The organism is Variovorax sp. ZS18.2.2 (genome assembly GCF_024701975.1).
In the GTDB taxonomy this organism is placed as follows: Bacteria; Pseudomonadota; Gammaproteobacteria; order Burkholderiales; family Burkholderiaceae_C; genus Variovorax.
This window is the reverse complement of the sequence record NZ_JANLNM010000009.1, coordinates 91,238-110,071: the sequence shown is the minus strand read 5'-3', so window position 1 is coordinate 110,071 and position 18,834 is coordinate 91,238. Positions and strand designations below refer to the sequence as shown.

Here is an 18,834-nt window from a genome sequence, read left to right as displayed (position 1 = left end):
CCCGGGGCTTCGTGCAAAGAGCAGCTCCTCTCCTCGGGACTGTGTGTTGTTTGAATCCGCAGGATAGAGCCCACGCTGCGAATCACCGCGATCACGGCACGACCAGCAGCGGCGGCAGGTGCTCGGCCAGCCAGTCGATCACCACGCGCGTCTTGAGCGGCAGGTAGCGGCTGCGCGAGCGGATCACGTTCAGCTCGAAGCCGAAGGGCTTGGGCTCCTCGAACACGCGCACCAGCGTGCCGGCGGCCAGCGCATCGGCCGCGAGCCAGGCGGGCAGGCGCGCCAGGCCCATGCCGCCGATGGCCGCTTCGAGCAGCACCTCGGCGCTGTCGCAGCGCAGACGCGAAGGCAGCGTCACGTCGATGAGCCGGCCGTCGGCACCGTGAAAGCGCCACGTCGAGACCTGCCCGTCGCGCGCATAGAGCACGGCCTCGTGCGGCGTCTGCGGCGCCTGGAGCGCATCGATGCCGCGCGGATGCCCGCGCTCGGCAAGGTACGCAGGCGCGGCGCACAGCGCCATCCACTGCACGCCGACCGGCCGCGCGATCAGCTCCGACGTGTCGGCGAGCTCGCCGCTGCGGATCGCGAGATCGAGCCCTTCTTCGACCAGGTCCACGCGCCGGTCGCTGAACCCGAGTTCGAGCGAAAGCCCCGGATGCCGGCGCGCCAGCGCCAGCAACAGCGGTCCGACCTTGAGCCGGCCGAGCATCGCCGGCATGCTCAGGCGCACGAGGCCTGTTGCGCTGCTGCGCGCCACGTCGGCAACGGCCTCGGCCGCGTCGAGTTCGGCCAGCGCGCGGCGGCAGCGCTCGTAGTAGCCGTGGCCTTCAGCGGTGAGGCTCTGGCTGCGCGTGGTGCGCAGGAACAGCCGCGTGTCCAGCCGCGCCTCGAGCCGCGCGATGCTCTTGGCAACCGCCGAACGGGTGACATGCAGCCGCTGCGCCGCGAGCGCGAAGCTGCCCGCTTCCGCCGCCGCGACGAATTCCTCGATGCCCTGCAGGCGTTGGCTCATTGGATACTTTCAAGCGCCATCAAGATGAAAATTATCCACCACCGGATAGTTTTCATCGTCAATAGCATCCAGGCTTTGCTGTTTCCCGTGGAGCCTTTTCGATGCAAGAACCCCAGACGCTGCGCCGCTGGCAGCTTCCCCAATTCGGCCGCGCCCATCTCGAGCAGGCCGAAGCGCCGCTGCCCGTGCCGGGCGCGGGCCAGATCCTCGTGCGCGTCGGCGCGGTATCGCTCAACTACCGCGATCTGCTGATGATTCGCGACGGCATGGGCATGAAGCTCGAGATGCCCTTCACGCCCGGCTCCGACATGGCGGGCACGGTGATCGCCACGGGCCTCGGAGTGAAGCGCTTTGCCGCGGGCGACCGCGTCGTCAACACCTTCTGGGGCGGATGGATCGACAGCCACTGGCACAGCGAGGCCGTGCTCGCCGGCGGCCCGGGGCCGGGCATGCTCACATCGCATGTGCTGATCGACGCAGCCTGGGCCGTCGCGGCGCCCGCCACGCTGAGCCTGGCCGAAGCAAGCACGCTGCCGTGCGCGGGCCTCACCGCATGGTTCGCACTCGCCGAGACCGGCGGGTTGCGCGCGGGCGAGACCGTGCTGATCCACGGCACCGGCGGCGTCGCACTGTTCGGCCTGCAACTGGCGCGACTGCACGGCGCGCAGGCCATCGTGGTGACGGGCAGCGAAGACAAGCGCGAACAGACGCTCGCGCTCGGCGCTTCGCATGTGCTGCTGCGGGGCGATGACTGGCCTGCGGAAGTGCGCAGGCTCACGAACGGACGCGGCGCGAACCACGTGCTCGAACTGTCGAGCGGCCCCCACCTCGATCGCTCGCTGCAGGCCGCCAAGCAGGGCGGGCGCGTGTCGATCATCGGCATGCTCGGCGGCGAGACCTTGAGCGCATCGTTCTACGCGATGGTGCTCGGCCGCGTGACGATGCAGGGCATCGGCGTCGGCCACCGGCGCGCACTCGAAGACCTGGTGCGCGCCATCGACATCAACACGCTCAAGCCGGTGATCGCGGCGCAGTATGGTTTCGATGCGCTGCCTGCCGCGCTCGATCACCTGGAACGCGGCGCATTCGGAAAGATCGTCATCACGCTCTGAGGTATTGAGTCCTTCCGTTCACATGCAACGCAGTTGCGGCATCGCACAAAAATTACGCGATCCGTGAAGAGATTCCGTTCATCGCAACGCAGTGCTCGACGCTCTCCATTTCTCGTTTCAGAATGCGCCCGCGCCTGGTCCTGGGCCAGGCGCGCTTTCTCAACTTCAGGATGGAGCGTTATGGAACACAGTACCTACAAAAAGTGGTCGGCCGAGTTCATTGGTACTTTCTGGCTCACGCTCGGAGGCTGCGGAAGCGCAGTTCTGGCCGCGGCCTTTCCGGGTGTCGGCATCGGCCTGCTCGGGGTCTCGCTGGCCTTCGGTCTCACGGTGGTGACAGGGGCCTATGCGCTGGGGCCGATCTCCGGTGGCCACTTCAATCCGGCGGTATCGATCGGCCTCGCAGCCGCGGGTCGCTTCAAGGCCTCGCAGCTCGCGGGCTATATCGTGTCGCAGGTGCTCGGCGCCATTGCGGCGGCCGGCATTCTCTACCTGATCGCCACGGGCAAGCCGGGCGCCGACATCGGCGGCTTCGCCACCAACGGCTATGGCGAACACTCGCCCGGCAAGTACGGCCTGTACGCCGCCGCGCTGTGCGAAGTGGTGATGACGGCCGTGTTCCTGATCGTGATCCTGGGCTCGACGGCCAAGCGCGCAGCCGGCGGCTTCGCGGGCCTGTCCATTGGCCTGTGCCTCACGCTGATCCACCTGATCTCGATCCCGGTGACCAACACGTCGGTGAATCCGGCGCGCAGCACGGGCCCGGCCTTGTTCGGGCCGTCCTATGCGGTGTCGGAACTGTGGCTCTTCTGGGTCGCACCCATCGTGGGCGCGATCATCGGCGCGGTGATCTACCGCGCCTTGCTCAGCAACGGCAACGACGACTGATCGTCGCCGTCCCCGTCGACGATCGCAATCAGCTGCCGTTGGCCGACTTCACCAGCGGCAGCGCAGTCGACTGGCCGATCGACTCGGTGCCGGCGGGGTGCGAGGCGGCATAGGCGCCGGCCTGCACTTCGGTGTCCGAGACCTTCGACAACATCGCGGGCGCGCTGGTCGACTGGCCGACGGACTCGGTGCCGCTCGGACGCGCTGCAGCCATCGCACCGGCCTGAACCTCGGGCTTTTCGGCCGAGTTCATCTGCAGCGGATGGAAGTCGGAGCCATCGGTCGTTTCGGCCGATGCGTTCACGGTGCCCAGCGTTGCGAGCGCAGCGAAGGAACCGATGGCGAGAAGCTTGAAGGAAGTGCGCATGGTGTGTTCTCCTGAAGGCAGGTTGTCTCCGGTCTCGTGCCATCGCGCGAACTGCGCGTGGCAGGACCTGAACGCACTCTAGGCACCCCGACTGAGATGAGAGTGAGCGAAGAGTTAGCTGCGACTTAGCGGGGCGATGACGGCAGATGCACGCGCGCCATGAGCCCTTGGCCATCGTCGCGGTTGCGCAGCTCGATGCGCATTCCGTTCCGCTCGGCGGCGGTTCGTGCAATCGCCAACCCGAGTCCGCTGCCGCCGGCCGCCGCGCCCGGCACGCGAAAGAACCGGTCGAACACACGGCCCATGGCGGACGGTGGAATGCCCGGCCCGTTGTCGAGCACGTCGACCACCGCATGGCCTTCGACCTCGTGCAACCGCACATCGACCACGCCGCCTTCGGGCGCATAGCGCAGCGCGTTGTCGATCAGGTTGTCGAACACGCTGCGCAACTCGGCCGCGGGCGCGGACACCACCGGCGTGATGCTGCCTTCGAAGCCCACGTCCACGCGCCGTGCATCGGCCAGCACCATCAGCTGGCTCACGCTTTCGCGCAGCAGCACCTCGATATCGATGGACTCGCGTGCCATGGCGCGCTGCGGCGCGTCCTGCCGCGAGAGGCTCAGCAACTGCTCGATGAGGTGCTGCGCACGCGTGACCCCGGCTTCGAGCTGGTTGAAGCGGTCGGTGGCTTCGCCGGCCGGCACATGCGCGCGCAGGTTCTCGATCTGCAGGCCGATCGCGGCCATCGGCGTGCGCAGTTCGTGCGCCGCGTCCTGCACGAAGCGCCGCTGCGTGGCGAAGGCACTGCGCACGCGCGACAACAGGTTGTTGAAGGCGGTCACCAGTGGCGCGATCTCGTCCGGCACGCGCGCGAGCGAGAGCTCGGTGGGGCTGCGCTCGTCCTGCGAAGCCACGTCACGCGCCACCGCGCGCAGCGAGCGCGAAGCCGCTGACACGATGAGCCAGAGGATCAGCAGCGTCAGCGGCAGGAGCACCGCGATCGGCAGGCCTTCCAGCAGCGCGCGCTTCAGCACGCGGCGCTGCCGATAGTCCTCGTTCTGCAGCACCTGCACGCGCGGCTGGTCGGCGCGGGTGCCGGGCTCGACGGTGTAGGCGCGCCAGTTCGCGCGCAATCGCGTGCCGACATCCACATCGCTGAAACCGGGCTGGGGCTGCAGCACCACCGGCAGCAAAGGCCACGACGTGGCGCGCAACGTGCCGTCGGTGTTCCAGATCTGCACGACGATGGCACCGTGCTCGAAGATCTCGTCGGTATTGAGCGGCTGCGGCGTCTTCTGCGGATCGCCGCCCCCATAGGATTCGGCCACCAGCCGCATCTGGTCGTCCAGCGCGTTGTGGACCAGGTGGCCGTAGGCGATGAAGGTGAACCAGCCCGTGAGCACCGCCGCCGCGAGATGCAGCGTGATGAGCCAGAGCAGCAATTGCGTGCGCACAGACCTCGGGCGACGCGATGCCTTGCGCGCGATCGGTTCGGCGGGCGGGGCCGGCGCCGTGTTCATTGGGCCACCTCCGCCTTCGGCTGCGCTATTCGCCTTGGGGCGGCCCAGTGGCTCATGCAGCCACGCGCCAGCCGAGTCCACGCACATTGCGGATGGACTCGGCACCGAGCTTGCGGCGCATGCCGTGGATCAGCACGTCGATCGCGTTGCTCGTCACTTCCTCGCCCCAGCCGTAGATGCGGTTTTCCAGCTGCTCGCGAGAAAGGATCGCGCCCGGCCGCTCCAGCAGCGCATGCAACAACGCGAACTCGCGCGCGGTAAGCGCCTCGCGCGCGCCGTTCACCAGCACCTCGCGCGTCGTCAGGTCCAGTTGCAGAACGCCGCTACCGACCAGTGAATGCGCCGCACCGTCACGCCGGCGCACGATGGCCCGCATGCGCGCGAGCAGCTCGCGGAACTCGAAGGGCTTGAGCAGGTAGTCGTCGGCACCCAGGTCCAGGCTGTTGATGCGGTCGTCCAGCCCGTCGCGCGCGGTAAGCACCAGCACCGGTGTCGCATCGCCGCGTTCGCGTGCGCGCCGCAGCACGTCGGTGCCGTCCTGCTTGGGCAGGCCCAGGTCGAGCAGCACGCAGGTGTAGCCGCCGTCACCCAATGCACTCTGCGCGAGTTCGCCGTCGCGCACCCAGTCGGCGGACCAGCCCGCGCCCTCGAGCGCCTGTTTCAGGCTGCGCCCAATCATTTCGTCGTCTTCCACCAAAAGCACGCGCATTGCAGCGACTCCTTGGGCCGCAAGGTAGCACGTGATCGGGATGATCGGTAGTGCCCTGCGCCGCGGCGCAGCGTAGGGGCGGAGTCTTAGGCCGGGCTTAGGCGCCGTGCGGGCGAAAGGGTCACAGCACGCGGACGTCGTGCCGCTCGCCTTCGCCGTCACCGTCCGCGGCAAAGGCCAGCAGGCGCATCGCCTCTTCCTGCACGCCGAGCCGGTCGGCCCTGGACCAACGCGAGAAGGGCTCCAGCACCACCGTGGCCGTGTTCTTCGCCCGCTCGATCTTCCAGGTGCCCGCGACGAAGCCGTCGAGCAGCACCGTGCCGCGCACGATGCCGTTGACGGTGAACACGCGGGCGCGATACGCCTCGCTCATCACGCGGCTTCGGTCGACGTGGGAGAGCAGCAGGTTGTCCCATTCGGCAACCAGGCGTGGCGGTGCGGGCGAATCGGGGTCGGGACGCGGCGCGCGTGGCAGGTCGAACAGTTCCTGGCCCTGCTCGCCGATGAACACGCGCAACTGCGGGCGCAGGCGCTCCGCCACCGCCTTCCAGCCGGTGAGGCCCGACCACGCGCCGGCATCGGCGAGCGTGGCGGGGCCGAAGGCGGCCAGGTAGCGCAGCAGCAGGTCGTCCTGCGTGGCGGAAGCGACATCGGCGGCAGATTCGCCGAGCCACTGCCCGATGGGCTGCAGCCGTGCATTCTGGTGCGAGTTCCAGCTGCCCGCGGGCGGCAGGTGCACCAGCGGCACATTGTTGCGGATGAGTGCGGCGAGCGAGGCGGGCACCCGGTCTTTCCAGTGCGCCGCGAGCCCTTGCCCGAGTTCGGTATTGGTGAGCGGGCCTTCTTCCAGCAGCGCCCATCCGACCTTCACCACGGCGGCACGGTCGATGCCTTCAAGGGCCCGCGAATGCTCGCCCGACAGGCCCCGCTGATGCACGGCCTCGAGCAACGGGCGCCATGCCAGCGCGTCCGATGCGGCCATCAGGTGCAGGGTCGCGCGCAGCGTCGACATGCGCACGATGCGGCGCTTCTTCAGTGCATCGGTCAGTTGTTCGCGGCGGAAGCCTTCGAGCCGGCTCCACAGGCCGATGTACGGCGGGTTCGGCGCCTGCGCCTGAAGGCCGCCCAGTTTTTCGATGGCCTGGACGACCGTCGCCTTGCGCCGCTCCAGCAGCATCTGCCGCGCCAGCGTGGCCCGGTTCAGCGCGCGCTGGCTCAGCAGGGCGGCCATCAGCAAGGGCTCAGAACTTCTCGTGCGGCCCGAGGTAGCGCCACTGCCCCACGGGCAGGTTGCCGAGCATCACCTTGCCGATGCGCACGCGCTTCAAGCCCACCACCTTCAGGCCGACCAGCTCACACATGCGGCGGATCTGGCGCTTCTTGCCCTCGGTGAGCACGAAGCGCAGCTGCTCGGGGTTCTGCCATTCGACCCGCGCGGGCTTGAGCTGCTGGCCATCGAGGCTCAGGCCATGCCGCAGCTTCGCGAGCATCGCCGGCGGAAAGACCGCCTGCACGTTCTGCGTGACGGGATCGTCGTCGTCCATGCGGATGAGCTGCCCGGTGGGCGCGGGCTGGCCCAGGCCGTGGTAGGCCACGCGCACCAGGTACTCCTTCTCCATCACCGAGTCTTCCCCGATCAACTGCCGCGCGACGCGGCCGTCCTGCGTCATCACCAGGAGGCCGATGGAATCGATGTCCAGACGCCCGCAGGGCGCGAGGCCGCGCAACTGCTGCGGGCTGAAGAAGAAGCGCGCGTTGTCATCGACCCAGCGGTTCTGCGGTGTGAACAGCGTGACCGCCGGTTCGTGGCCGTCTTCGGCCTGCCCGCTCACATAGCCGATGGGCTTGTTGATGAGGATGGTGACCTGGTTCGCCTGCTGGCCCTTGGCCGCCTTGTCGATCTCGATGCGGTCCGACGGCGTGACCTTCACGCCCATCTCGGCCGGCTTGCCGTTCACCTTCACCCAGCCGTTGGCGATCCACTCGTCGGCCTCGCGGCGCGAGCACATCTTGAGTTCGGCCATGCGCTTGTTGAGGCGCACGGGAGCGTTGGGGGAAGTGGAGGGCTCGGTCATCAGGGGTTGATCAATGTGCGGCACCGATGCTATCCTGAACCCAAGCGCAAGTTGATTGCGCCAATTTTGGGGGATTCCCAAGTGAGCACACGCAAGTTTCAGTACGCCATCGTCATCGGGCGTTTCCAGCCCGTCCATTTCGGTCACCAACGACTCATCGAAGAAGGCCTTCGCGCCGCCGACCGGGTCATCGTGGTTGTCGGCTCCGACCGCAAGCCCCGCAGCGTCAAGAACCCCTTCACCTTCGACGAACGCGAACGCATGGTGCGCGCCTGTTTGCGCGGCACCGAGCAGATGCGCGTGAGCGTCGTCGGCGTGGGCGACTCGCCCTACAACGACCAGCTCTGGATCGCGTCGATCCAGTCGGCCGTCGACCGGTTGATCCAGCAGGACGGCCACGCGCCCGGCGAGGCCAAGGTCGCGCTGGTCGGGCACCTGAAGGACGCCTCGAGCTACTACCTCAAGCTCTTCCCGCACTGGGAATTCGTCGGGCAGCACAGCGTGGAGAGCCTGAACGCCACCGATGTGCGCAGCCTCTATTTCGACCCCGAGAACCGCGGCCAGCTCGCACCGGCCGACCTGCCCGACGGCACCGCGGTCTTTCTCGACAAGTTCACCACCACTGCTGACTACGCCGAGCTTTGCGAAGAGCGCGCCTTCCTCATCGACTACCGAGACAAGTACCGCTATGCGGGCAGCGACTTTCCGCCGATCTACACCACGGTCGATGCCATCGTGGTCGAGGCCGGCCACATCCTGCTGGTGCAGCGCAAGTTCCATCCCGGCAAGGGCACATGGGCACTGCCGGGCGGCTTTGTCGGCCAGCACGAACGATTGCAGGAAGCGGCCATCCGCGAGCTGAAGGAAGAGACCCGGCTCAAGGTGCCCGTGCCCGTGCTCAACGGCAGCATGAAGGCGAGCCATGTGTTCGATGCGCCCGACCGCTCGCAGCGCGGCCGCACGATCACGCACGGCTTCTTCTTCGAGCTGGCGCACAACCAGTGGGCGGGCCTTTCAGACGTGCGCGCCGACGACGATGCGGCCGAGGTGCGCTGGGTGCCGATCGCCGAGTTCCTCGGCATGCAGGACCGCATCTACGAAGACCATTACTTCATCGCGAATCATTTTTTGGGTGGCCTGGGCAAGAACTGAACGACCAGGCTTTGTCAGCAAGAACGGGCTCCGGTTGACGGGGCCCACGTGAAAGGAGCTTTCACATGAACCGCAACCTCACCTCCTCGCCTATTTCCACACGTTTGGGCAATAACCTCCTGCTGCGCACCGACTCCTACAAGGTGTCGCACTGGATGCAATATCCGCCCGGCACGCAGACCGTGCACAGCTACATCGAATCGCGCGGTGGGCTCTTCAGCCATTCGCTCTTCTTCGGCCTGCAGGCGTACCTGCGCGAATATCTGCAGACGCCGGTGACGCTCGCCGATGTCGACGAAGCCGCGGCGCTGATGGCCGTGCACGGCGAGCCCTTCAACCGCGAAGGGTGGCTCCGACTGATCGAGAAGCACGGCGGGCTGATGCCGGTGCGCATCCGCGCCGTGCCAGAAGGCAGCGTGCTGCCGGTGCACAACGTACTCGCGACCATCGAGAACACCGACCCCGAATTCTTCTGGGTCACGAGTTTTCTCGAAACCGAATTGCTGCGCGCGATCTGGTATCCGACCACGGTCGCGACGCTCTCGGCCGCTGCGCGCACGACGCTGCTGCGGTACCTCGAAGCGACCTGCGACGACCCGCAGGGCCAGATCGCCTTCAGGCTGCACGACTTCGGCGCGCGTGGTGTGTCGAGCCTCGAATCGGCGGCGCTCGGCGGCATGGCCCACCTGGTCAATTTCATGGGCACCGACACGCTGGCTGCTTTGGTGGCGGCTCGTCACTACTACGACTGCGACGTGGCGGGCTTCTCGATTCCCGCGGCCGAGCACAGCACCATCACGGGCTGGGGCCGCGACCATGAAGCCGACGCCTACAGCAACATGGTCGACCAGTTCGGCAAGCCCGGCGCGACCTTCGCGGTGGTGAGCGACAGCTACGACATCTTCAATGCCTGCGCCCGCATCTGGGGCGACGAGCTCAAGGCCAAGGTGGTGGCCTCGGGCGCAACGCTGGTGGTGCGGCCCGACTCGGGCGAGCCGGCCGAAACCACGCTCAAGGTGGCGCAGATCCTGGCCGATCGCTTCGGCACTACGACCAATGCCAAGGGCTTCCGCGTGCTGAACAACGTGCGGATCATCCAGGGCGATGGCGTGAACCTCGATTCGCTGCGGCTGTGCCTGTCGAACTTCTTCCACAACGGTTTCTCGACGGAGAACATCTCCTTCGGCATGGGCGGCGGGCTGTTGCAGCAGGTCAACCGCGACACCATGCAATGGGCGATGAAGTGCTCGGCGATGCAGGTGAACGGCGAGTGGCGCGATGTCTACAAGTCGCCGGTGGGTGATGTGAGCAAGGCGTCGAAGAAGGGGCGGCTTGCCCTGGTGCGGAACGCGCGCGGCGAGGTGCAGACGTTGCGCGAAGAGGCGCTTGCGGATGGCCAGGTCGATCTGCTGCAAACGGTGTTCGACAACGGGCGCATCGTCACGAACACCACGTTCGATGCGATCCGTGAGCGGGCCGCCATCGGGGTGAACCAGTTCGTCACCTCGCGGGCGCCGCTTTGACGCGGTGATCCTTCGGGGCGCGTGCACAGGCCACCGTCGGCGTGAGCGCCGCCCCGAACAGCAGGCCCCAGGGCGGTGCCACACGGCATGTCCATAATCCGCCCAGACAGCCGAATCCATGACCAAACTCCTGATCCTCAGCGTGAGCGCCGGCAACGGCCACGTGCGTGCAGCACAGGCGCTTGCCGCCACCGCTCAGTCCCTCGCCCCGCCCTGCACGGCGGTCCACACCGACGCCATGGCCCATGTGGCCGGGGGCTTTCGCAAGGTCTACACCGACTGGTACATCCAGCTCGTGAACCGCGCGCCCGAGCTGTGGTCGTACCTGCACCAGCGCACCGACACCACGCCGCACCACGCGCCCTCGCAACGCCTGCGCCGCGGCATCGAGCGGCTGAGCACCGGCGCGCTGGTTCGCGAGATCCGGCGCGAGAAGCCCGATGCCGTGATCTGCACGCACTTCCTGCCGGCCGAGCTCTTGATGCGCGAGCGCAACCGTGGGCGCATCGACTACCCGGTGTGGCTGCAGATCACCGACTACGACCTGCACAACATGTGGCTGATTCCCGGCATGGCGGGCTATCTCGCGGCCACGGAAGAAGTGGCCTTCCGCCTGCGCGCACGCGGCATTCCCGCGGACCGCATCCACGTGACGGGCATTCCGGTGATGCCGGCGTTTTCCGAACCCGATGCACCTGCGCTCGCGCGCAACACCTGCGCCGCCGAACTCGGTCTCGATCCGTCGCGGCCTGTGCTGCTGATGGCCTCGGGCGGTGCCGGGGTGGGCGACCTGCCGAGCATGGTCGAACGCGTGCTCGGCCTCGGTGGTGAGGGCAACTTCCAGGTCATCGCGGTCGCAGGCCGCAACGTGGAAGCGCACGGCAAGCTGCAGGCGCTGGCGGCGCGCCATCCGGGCCGCGTGGTGGCCGTGGGCTTCACCAACGAGATGCACAAGCTGATGGCCGCGGCCGACCTCGTCGTCACCAAGCCCGGTGGCCTCACCGTGTCCGAGTGCCTGGCGCTCGGCAAGCCGATGCTGCTGATCTCGCCGATTCCCGGACAGGAAGAACACAACGCCGGCTTCCTGATGGAAGAAGGCGCCGCGTGGCTCGCCTACGACGCCATCGGCCTCGACTACAAGGTCGCGCGCCTGATGGCCGACCCCGCCAAGCTCGCGAACATGGCTGCGCGCAGCCGCGCACTCGGCAAGCCGCAGGCCGCACGGGCCGTGCTGCAGCACGTGCTGGGTGCCGTAGCGTGAGCGGCGAGGTCGAAAAAACCGGCGTGGGCCGCACGCTGGGCTACCTCTTGTGGGTGGTCGTGATGGCCTTCTTCTTCGCCAACGCCGAGATCCAGATCGAAGGCGGCGCGGGCTGGGCCACGTCGCTGCCCACCTGGCGCATCGAGAACAGCATCTGGCTCGACATCTTCTGGGGCGGCCGCGCGATGACCGGCTACCACGCCTGGGTGTTCACCTTCATGGCGCTGGTGTTCTTCTCGCCGCTGGCGTTCAACGGCCGGTGGACGTGGCGCAACGTGGGGTTCGCCGTCGCGGGGCTGATCGTGTTCTGGGTCAGCGAAGACTTCATGTGGTTCATGATCAACCCGGCCTTCGGCTGGGCGCGCTTCAACCCGGTCGACGCGTTCTGGCACAAGCACTGGCTGTGGGGCGCGCCGGTCGACTACTGGGGCGGTCTCGCGGTGGCGGCGCTGATCCTCACGGTGCGCCATTGGCGTCGTCGCGCGCGATGACGGCAACAAAGGTCGACGACCTGCGCCCCGGCCACTGGGCCGATCCGCTGGACGAACTGCAGGTCGAGAACCTGCACCGCATCACGCCCACGCTGTACCGCAGCGCACAGCCGCGGCGCGCCAACGTGGCGGCGCTGCAGTCGCTGGGCATCCGCACCATCGTGAGCCTGCGGTCGTTCAACGACGACAAGAAGGTGTTCGCGGGCAGCGGCATCCGGCTGGTGCGCGTGCCGATCAACACCTGGTCCATCGACGATGCCAAGGTGCTGCGTGCACTGGTCGCCATTCGCGAGGCCGAGAAGCAGGGGCCGGTGCTCATCCATTGCATGCACGGTGCCGACCGCACGGGCGTGGTGGCTGCCGTCTACCGCATGGCCGTGCAGGACTGGGACAAGGACAGCGCACGCCACGAGATGCTGCGCGGCGGCTACGGCTACCACACGCTGTGGCGCAACATCCCGCGCTACATCGAGCGGCTCGACCCGCTCAAGATGCGCCATGCATTGGCCCATGCCCCGGTGATTCCGGTGGTGTCCTGAAGGCGCCTGCAGCTTTCGCACCCCGCTCCTATACTGGCCGCCCCGTGGCCGATGGCCATCTCCGAACGACCTTTCACAGAGGCTTCTTCCATGGCACTCCAACTGCGCTCCCTCGTCCGCTCGAACGGCGAACTCGAACTCTCGCTGCACGACGAACCGATCCCCGAACCCAAGGCCGATGAAGTGATCGTGCGCGTCGAGGCGTCGCCGATGAACCCGTCGGACCTGGGCCTTTTGTTTGGCGCCGCCGACATGACCACGGCGAAAGCATCGGGCACCGCAGACCGCCCGGTCATCACCGCCATCGTTCCCGAGCGTGCCCGGCCTTCGATGGCGGGGCGCCTGGACCAGTCGATGCCAGTGGGCAACGAAGGCGCCGGCGTGGTGGTCAAGGCCGGATCGTCGCCAGCCGCGCAGGCGCTGCTCGGCAAGACCGTGGCGGCCATCGGCGGCGCGATGTACTCGCAGTACCGCGCCTTCCCCGCCGCGCAGTGCCTCGAACTGCCCGCGGGCACGACACCGGCCGAGGGCGCTTCATGCTTCGTCAACCCGCTCACCTCGCTGGGCATGGTCGAGACGATGCGGCGCGAAGGCCACAAGGCGCTGGTGCACACGGCCGCGGCCTCGAACCTGGGGCAGATGCTCAACAAGATCTGCCAGAAGGACGGCATCGACCTCGTCAACATCGTGCGCAAGCCCGAGCAGGAGGCGCTGCTGCGCGGCCTCGGCGCGAAGTACGTGTGCAACGCGACTTCGCCGACCTTTCTCGAAGACCTGACGCAGGCGCTGGTCGACACCGGCGCCACGCTCGCCTTCGACGCCACCGGCGGCGGCAAGCTCGCGGGGCAGATCCTCGGCTGCATGGAAGCGGCGCTGAACCGCACCGCCAAGGAATACAGCCGCTATGGCTCGACCACGCACAAGCAGGTCTACATCTACGGCGGCCTGGACCGCGGCCCAACGGAATTCGTGCGCAACTTCAGCATGACGTGGGGCATGGGCGGGTGGCTGCTGTTTCCGTTCCTGCAGAAGCTGGGGGCCGAAGGCACGCAGCGGCTGAAGGCGCGCGTGGTCGCCGAATTGAAGACGACGTTTGCGAGCCACTACACGCGGGAGATTTCGCTGATTGAGGCGCTGCAGCTCGATGCGATCGGGGTGTATGGGAAGCAGGCGACGGGGGAGAAGTTCTTGCTCAATCCGAACAAGGGCATGGCGGGCTGATGTGACCCGTCCTGCCATAGGTTGACACCTATGAAGAACACAAATCCGGCTTGATCCAGCCGGTAATAGACGCCCGATGAACCTCATCGGGCGTTTTCAGTTTTAGGGATTGATGCGGTCTTTCCTGGTTGTAGATCTGCACGGACTACCACCCACCTCTCGAACGCGATACCTTCACCCCGCACCCAGGGTGCAAGGCAGCTTCAACTCCGCGAACCGACCGGGACCACCGGTCTGCTTCTCGTTTTCTGCGAAGAGGGCATCCAGCAGGCAGCTTCTTGATCGGAAAACCAATGGCCTACGTCGCTTGGTGCTGCACCAAAACTTCATCGCCGCACGTGAAGAAATGCCGCTCATGCGGCAATGTCACCTTCACATAAGCGCCAGCGCTCGATACGTTTCGACATAGGCTGTATCGAAGTTCAGTACTCAGCTTCGAGGACTGGCGATAGCAAGCACATACAAGAATGCAGGGGAGTCCCATGAATCTGGCTGTTTCAGCCCAGTTGCGGCAGATGCTCGCCGTGGAGGGCCTGTCGCAGGCCCGGCGCGCGCTGCGTATGCGCCTTGGTCGCGCCAATGCTGCTGGCGCCGATTTGCTGCTTCAGCGCATCGATATCCATGAAGCGCTCAACGACGGTATTGCCGCTCGCCTGACCTGCCTGAGCCCGCGAGCCGATCTTCCTTTGAAGTCCTTCATCGGGCAGCCCATCGAAGTCCAAGTTGTGACCGATCGCGGCGCTCTCCGGCGCATCTGCGCCATCGTGACCGGTAGCAAGGTCGGGCAGTCCGATGGCAGCCTGACGGTCTACGAACTGGAAGCGCACGACGCCCTTTCCATCTTGGAGCGCCGCATCAACAGCCGTGTGTTCATGCACAGGAGCGACGTGGCCATCGTCGAGATCATCCTTTCCGAATGGCGCCAACGCAGTCCAGCCTTGGCGGCAGCCTTCGATTTCACTTTTCGGGTAGCGGGCAACGACAAATACCCCGAGCGCGAGTTCATCCATCAATTCAACGAATCGGACGCCGCCTTTGTGCGGCGTTTGCTCAAGCGCTCCGGCATCTCTTGGTTCTTCCGTCCAGGCGGAGACACAGGCGACACACCGGTGCACGAGATGGTGCTCTTCGACGAGGCCATGAATCTCGAGGCTTATGCGGGCGGTGCGGTACGCTTTCACAGGGATGACGCCACCGAACAGCGAGACGCCATCACGCGCATCGTCCATGCAAGAGACCTTGTATCTGGCACCGTGGAGCGCAAGACCTGGGACTACAAGGCCAATCGCATCGACCAGGCGGTCAACGAAGGCGGTCTGGATCAGGGCGAAATCGGTGGCTCGCTGGCGACATTCCTGGCCGACTCGCAGATCGAGATGCCGCATGCAGGCGACAGTTGGGCGGATCACGAGCGCCGCACGGGTTTGCGCATGGATCGCCATGAGATGACGGCCAAGTATCTGCATGGCGAGAGCGGCGTGCGCGACCTGTCGGTGGGCGAGTACATCCGCATCACCGGCCACCCGAAAATCGATGCCGCTCCAGCGAGCGAGCAGGAATTTGTTGTTCTCGATGTCCACCATTGGGCCGAGAACAATTTGCCCAAGGAACTCAACGTCAAGACGCATCTGCTGACAGGCAGCGATACCCATACGCTCGAAGAAGACAAGCGCTATCGCAACCATTTCAAGGCCGTGCGACGGGATACGTCGATTGTGCCGACCTGGGAACCGCTGCACGACCTTCCGAAGGTGCATCCGGTCACCGCCATCGTGGTCGGACCTCAGGATGAGGAAGTCCATACGGACGAGTTGGGCCGCGTGAAGGTTCGGCTCCAAGGCTACAAAAGCGAAGACCATCAACATGCCCAGGGCGCGGGCGTCAGCGGTTCCGAACGCGATAGCGCCTGGGTGCGATACGTCACGGCATTGGCGGGCAATCGCTTCGGCGCGGACTTCATTCCCCGTGTCGGCATGGAGGTCTACCTTGACTTCCTGGGAGGAGATCCCGACCGGCCGATCATCGTCGGCGTGATTCACAACGGCCACAACACGCCGGCAGCATGGAGCGACACCGGGGCGCTACCGGGCAATCGGTATGTCTCGGGCATCAAGACCAAGGAGATTCGCGGCAGCGGTTTCAACCAGCTTCGCTACGACGACACGCCCGGTCAAATCAGCATCCAGTGGGGCAGTTCGTACGCAGCAACGCAGCTCAATGGGGGGTGGCTGACGCAGCCGCGCACTGACGGGCAGGGAGCGCCGCGCGGGGAAGGACTGGAAGCGCGCAGCGATGCACAGGTGGCTGTGCGTGGAGGCAAGGGGGTGTACATCACGTCGCAGCCTCAAGGGAGGGCAGGCGGCAACATGCTGGAGCGCCAGGCACTGCTCGGGTTGGCCGACCAGTTGCAGGGCATTGTCAAGAATCTGGGCGAGACCTCCAGCACGCACAAGGCCGAAGACACCGACTCCGCGCGCATCGAGAAGATCGTTGCCCAGTTGAAGGACTGGGATGGCGGCAGTAACGTCAACGAGAGCGCGGCCAACGGCGGTGCGCCGATGGTCGCCATCGACGCGCCAGCGGGGATCGCGGTCACCAGTCAGGACAGTCTGGTGCTCGGCGCACAGAACCACATCGACATGGTGAGCGCGGGCAACACGCAGGTCAGCGCCGGGCGCAGGCTGCTGATGCGCACGGCCGACATCTTCAGTGCCTTCGCAGGCAAGGGCATGAAGCTCATCACGGCCGAGGGCAAGCTGCAGATCGAGGCGCACAAGGACAACATCGAAGTCACGGGACCCAGGCAGATCGTGATCTCGGCCGGGGAAGAGATCGTGCTGCAGGCACCAAAGATTCGCTTCGTGGCTCAGGGCACACAGGTGGATCACGGCGGCGGACGCATCGTGGAGCAGAGCCAGACACTGCACCACATCATGTCGCCGGACTTCAGCATTGGGGGCGCAGGTGGCGGCAGTCCGAGCGTCAATGTGCCGAGCAGCAAAGCCAGCTTCAATCAACAAGTTGTGATGCGATGGCATGGCTCTGAAGAGCCCATGAAGAACCAAAAGTACCGCATCACTGCCGAGGACGGCAAGGTGGTCGAAGGACGCACCGATGCACAGGGCAAGACCGAGCGCTTCGACAGCAGCGTTGCCTACGGCCGCTACACCATTGAACCGCTGGATGATTGAAGAAGAACGAAGACATGGCCGCAAATAATTTTCCAGTCCAGCAAATCGCTACCGACACCACGTTGCAATCGGGACAGAAGGCCGAGGGCTACGCGACACCCACGCAAGACACGACCCCGCAGATGTGTTTTTTTGCACCCAAGCGGGTGCTGCCCATCATCTTTCTGCCGGGGATCATGGGCTCGAATCTCAGGATTACAAGCGCCGAGCGCCAACGCCTGATCGGACAGGACAACAACAAGGCTTGGCGGCCGGACGATATTGGTGCAGGCAATGCACACGAAAACTCCACCGCGACCCCGCGAAATCGGCAGCTGCGTATCGATCCCAAGACCACCGCCGTGGACATCTACGACCCGAATGGTCCCTCTGATGTATCGGGCGATGGCCGCCACAGCAATGTGACGCTTGAGAAGAATTTCAATTCACCGCTCCTGGCAAGTGACCCGCCAACCAAAAAGGATGGCCGCAGCGCCACGCAGAAAGCCCGCCAGCGCGGATGGGGCGAAGTGATGTTCACCAGTTATGGGCAGGTATTGCAGCATCTGGAGCGCCGGCTCAACAATACTTTTACCGATGGCAAGGTGCAGGCCGAATGGGGAGACATCGTGAATGCGGACCCTGCCGCTTGGTCTCCCGAGCGCTCGAAGCCTCAGCGGGCGATCACCGAGGACGAATTCAGGAAGGCCGTGGGCAAGTGCTGGTTTCCGGTCTATGCCTTCGGCTACAACTGGCTGCAGTCCAATCGACGAAGTGCCACCGCTACCGCTGATCGCATCACAGCTGTAATCGACAGCTTCAAGAAGGGCGGCTATGAATGCGAAAAGGTGATCATCGTCACCCACAGCATGGGAGGCTTTGTGGCGCGTGGCATCGTTCACCCGGACATTGGCGGTCTGCAAGACAAGGTGCTGGGTGTTGTGCACGGGGTACAGCCGGCCATCGGCGCGGCTGCGGCTTACAAACGCATGCGAGCGGGTTTCGAAGACCCGGGTATGTGGACTTCATTCAAGGAAAGCGTTGCCGCCAAGGTGACGGGCAACATGGGCGACGAGGTCACGGCCGTGCTGGCCAATGCACCAGGCGGCCTGGAATTGCTGCCAAACAAGACCTACGGCAATGGCTGGCTTCAGGTGAGTATCAACGCGAAGCAGAAGGACGCATGGCCCAAAAAGGGCGACCCCTATGAGGAAATCTACAAGGTCAAGGGCAAGTGGTACTCGCTGATACGGGAGGAGTGGATCAATCCGTCTGGCCTTCCAGAAGACAGAGGCGGTGGATCGTTTGACCAGACGATTGACTACATTGATCAAGCAAGAACATTTCATGACTTGATCGCGAACACCTATCACGACACCAGCTACGCGCACTACGGCACCGATGTCGCGCATCGTTGTTGGGGCGATGTGGTGTGGGAAGTCGATGCAGCCAAGGGTGCCGATCTGGACAACTGGGACAGTTGGGTTATCGAGACCGATTCGAAACAAGGCGAGCTGGGCTTGACGCCGCCGGAGTGCTATGCCCCTGGAGCACCACACCCGCCCAAAGTACGAGCTCACATGGCTGCTGGCACCGAGCCGGGCGATGGCACGGTGCCGCAGCGTTCAGCTCGCCACCAGCTACAAAGCGGCAAGTTCAGCGGCGTATTCGAGCAGGCCGGCTACGACCACCAAGGCAGTTATCAGAACCAGAATGCCATTGCCTCGACGCTTTACAGCATCTTGCGAATTGCCCAGAAGGCCAAGTGGAAAGACGACCCGAAGGAAGGTTAAA

Annotated in this window: 16 protein-coding genes; 10 read left to right on the top strand and 6 right to left on the bottom strand. The window is 65.5% G+C overall.

All coding sequences use genetic code 11. The features are described 5' to 3' along the window. Window positions 1–91: 91 nt before the first annotated feature. Window positions 92–1,012, bottom strand: coding sequence for a LysR substrate-binding domain-containing protein (locus NU688_RS27850; RefSeq protein WP_257864082.1), 921 nt, complete (start codon window positions 1,010–1,012; stop codon window positions 92–94). A gap of 101 nt (window positions 1,013–1,113) precedes the next feature. Here NU688_RS27850 and NU688_RS27845 point away from each other — a divergent pair, with 101 nt between their 5' ends. Together NU688_RS27845 and aqpZ are read left to right on the top strand one after the other, a co-directional pair. Further along, window positions 1,114–2,124, top strand: a complete 1,011-nt coding sequence (locus NU688_RS27845) for an NAD(P)-dependent alcohol dehydrogenase (RefSeq protein ID WP_257864081.1) — start codon at window positions 1,114–1,116, stop codon at window positions 2,122–2,124. 180 nt (window positions 2,125–2,304) lie between these two features. Next, complete coding sequence (aqpZ, locus tag NU688_RS27840) at window positions 2,305–3,012, top strand: aquaporin Z (RefSeq protein WP_257864080.1); 708 nt, start codon at window positions 2,305–2,307, stop codon at window positions 3,010–3,012. 28 nt (window positions 3,013–3,040) lie between these two features. Here aqpZ and NU688_RS27835 read toward each other — a convergent pair whose 3' ends face one another. The 5 genes from NU688_RS27835 to NU688_RS27815 all read right to left on the bottom strand — a co-directional run bounded on the left by NU688_RS27835 (window position 3,041) and on the right by NU688_RS27815 (window position 7,683). After that, entirely contained in the window at window positions 3,041–3,379 is a 339-nt protein-coding gene (locus tag NU688_RS27835; RefSeq protein WP_257864079.1) for a hypothetical protein, read from the bottom strand. A gap of 125 nt (window positions 3,380–3,504) precedes the next feature. Beyond that, a complete protein-coding gene (locus NU688_RS27830; protein WP_257864078.1) occupies window positions 3,505–4,899 on the bottom strand; it encodes a HAMP domain-containing sensor histidine kinase in 1,395 nt (464 codons plus the stop codon). 52 nt (window positions 4,900–4,951) lie between these two features. Then, complete coding sequence (locus NU688_RS27825) at window positions 4,952–5,608, bottom strand: response regulator transcription factor (RefSeq protein ID WP_013544025.1); 657 nt, start codon at window positions 5,606–5,608, stop codon at window positions 4,952–4,954. 121 nt (window positions 5,609–5,729) lie between these two features. Further along, window positions 5,730–6,839, bottom strand: a complete 1,110-nt coding sequence (locus NU688_RS27820; protein WP_257864077.1) for a winged helix DNA-binding domain-containing protein — start codon at window positions 6,837–6,839, stop codon at window positions 5,730–5,732. A gap of 10 nt (window positions 6,840–6,849) precedes the next feature. Continuing rightward, window positions 6,850–7,683 (bottom strand): pseudouridine synthase, encoded by an 834-nt coding sequence (locus NU688_RS27815; protein WP_257864076.1) that lies wholly within the window; start codon window positions 7,681–7,683, stop codon window positions 6,850–6,852. A gap of 81 nt (window positions 7,684–7,764) precedes the next feature. On the opposite strand from NU688_RS27815, the gene NU688_RS27810 reads away from it, so the two are divergent. The 8 genes from NU688_RS27810 to NU688_RS27775 all read left to right on the top strand — a co-directional run bounded on the left by NU688_RS27810 (window position 7,765) and on the right by NU688_RS27775 (window position 18,833). Further along, the gene (locus NU688_RS27810; protein ID WP_257864075.1) at window positions 7,765–8,835 is read left to right on the top strand and encodes a bifunctional nicotinamide-nucleotide adenylyltransferase/Nudix hydroxylase; all 1,071 of its coding nucleotides are present in this window, start codon (window positions 7,765–7,767) and stop codon (window positions 8,833–8,835) included. Between the two features lie 65 nt (window positions 8,836–8,900). After that, window positions 8,901–10,358, top strand: coding sequence for a nicotinate phosphoribosyltransferase (locus NU688_RS27805; RefSeq protein WP_257864074.1), 1,458 nt, complete (start codon window positions 8,901–8,903; stop codon window positions 10,356–10,358). A 118-nt stretch (window positions 10,359–10,476) separates the two neighbouring features. Further along, window positions 10,477–11,619: a glycosyltransferase gene (locus NU688_RS27800; RefSeq protein ID WP_257864073.1), complete on the top strand. Its 1,143-nt coding sequence runs from the start codon at window positions 10,477–10,479 to the stop codon at window positions 11,617–11,619. Next, a complete protein-coding gene (locus NU688_RS27795; protein ID WP_257864072.1) occupies window positions 11,616–12,110 on the top strand; it encodes a hypothetical protein in 495 nt (164 codons plus the stop codon). The genes NU688_RS27800 and NU688_RS27795 overlap by 4 nt, the downstream gene beginning before the upstream one ends. Further along, on the top strand, window positions 12,107–12,649 hold the full coding sequence (locus NU688_RS27790; RefSeq protein WP_257864071.1) for a dual specificity protein phosphatase family protein: 543 nt from the start codon (window positions 12,107–12,109) through the stop codon (window positions 12,647–12,649). Before NU688_RS27795 ends, NU688_RS27790 begins: the two co-directional genes overlap by 4 nt. 90 nt (window positions 12,650–12,739) lie before the next feature. Then, the gene (locus NU688_RS27785) at window positions 12,740–13,870 is read left to right on the top strand and encodes a zinc-binding dehydrogenase (RefSeq protein WP_257864070.1); all 1,131 of its coding nucleotides are present in this window, start codon (window positions 12,740–12,742) and stop codon (window positions 13,868–13,870) included. 482 nt (window positions 13,871–14,352) lie between these two features. Beyond that, a complete protein-coding gene (locus tag NU688_RS27780) occupies window positions 14,353–17,061 on the top strand; it encodes a type VI secretion system Vgr family protein (RefSeq protein WP_257864069.1) in 2,709 nt (902 codons plus the stop codon). Then, window positions 17,058–18,833, top strand: a complete 1,776-nt coding sequence (locus NU688_RS27775; protein ID WP_308340335.1) for a hypothetical protein — start codon at window positions 17,058–17,060, stop codon at window positions 18,831–18,833. Before NU688_RS27780 ends, NU688_RS27775 begins: the two co-directional genes overlap by 4 nt. The last annotated feature ends 1 nt before the right edge of the window (window position 18,834 follow it).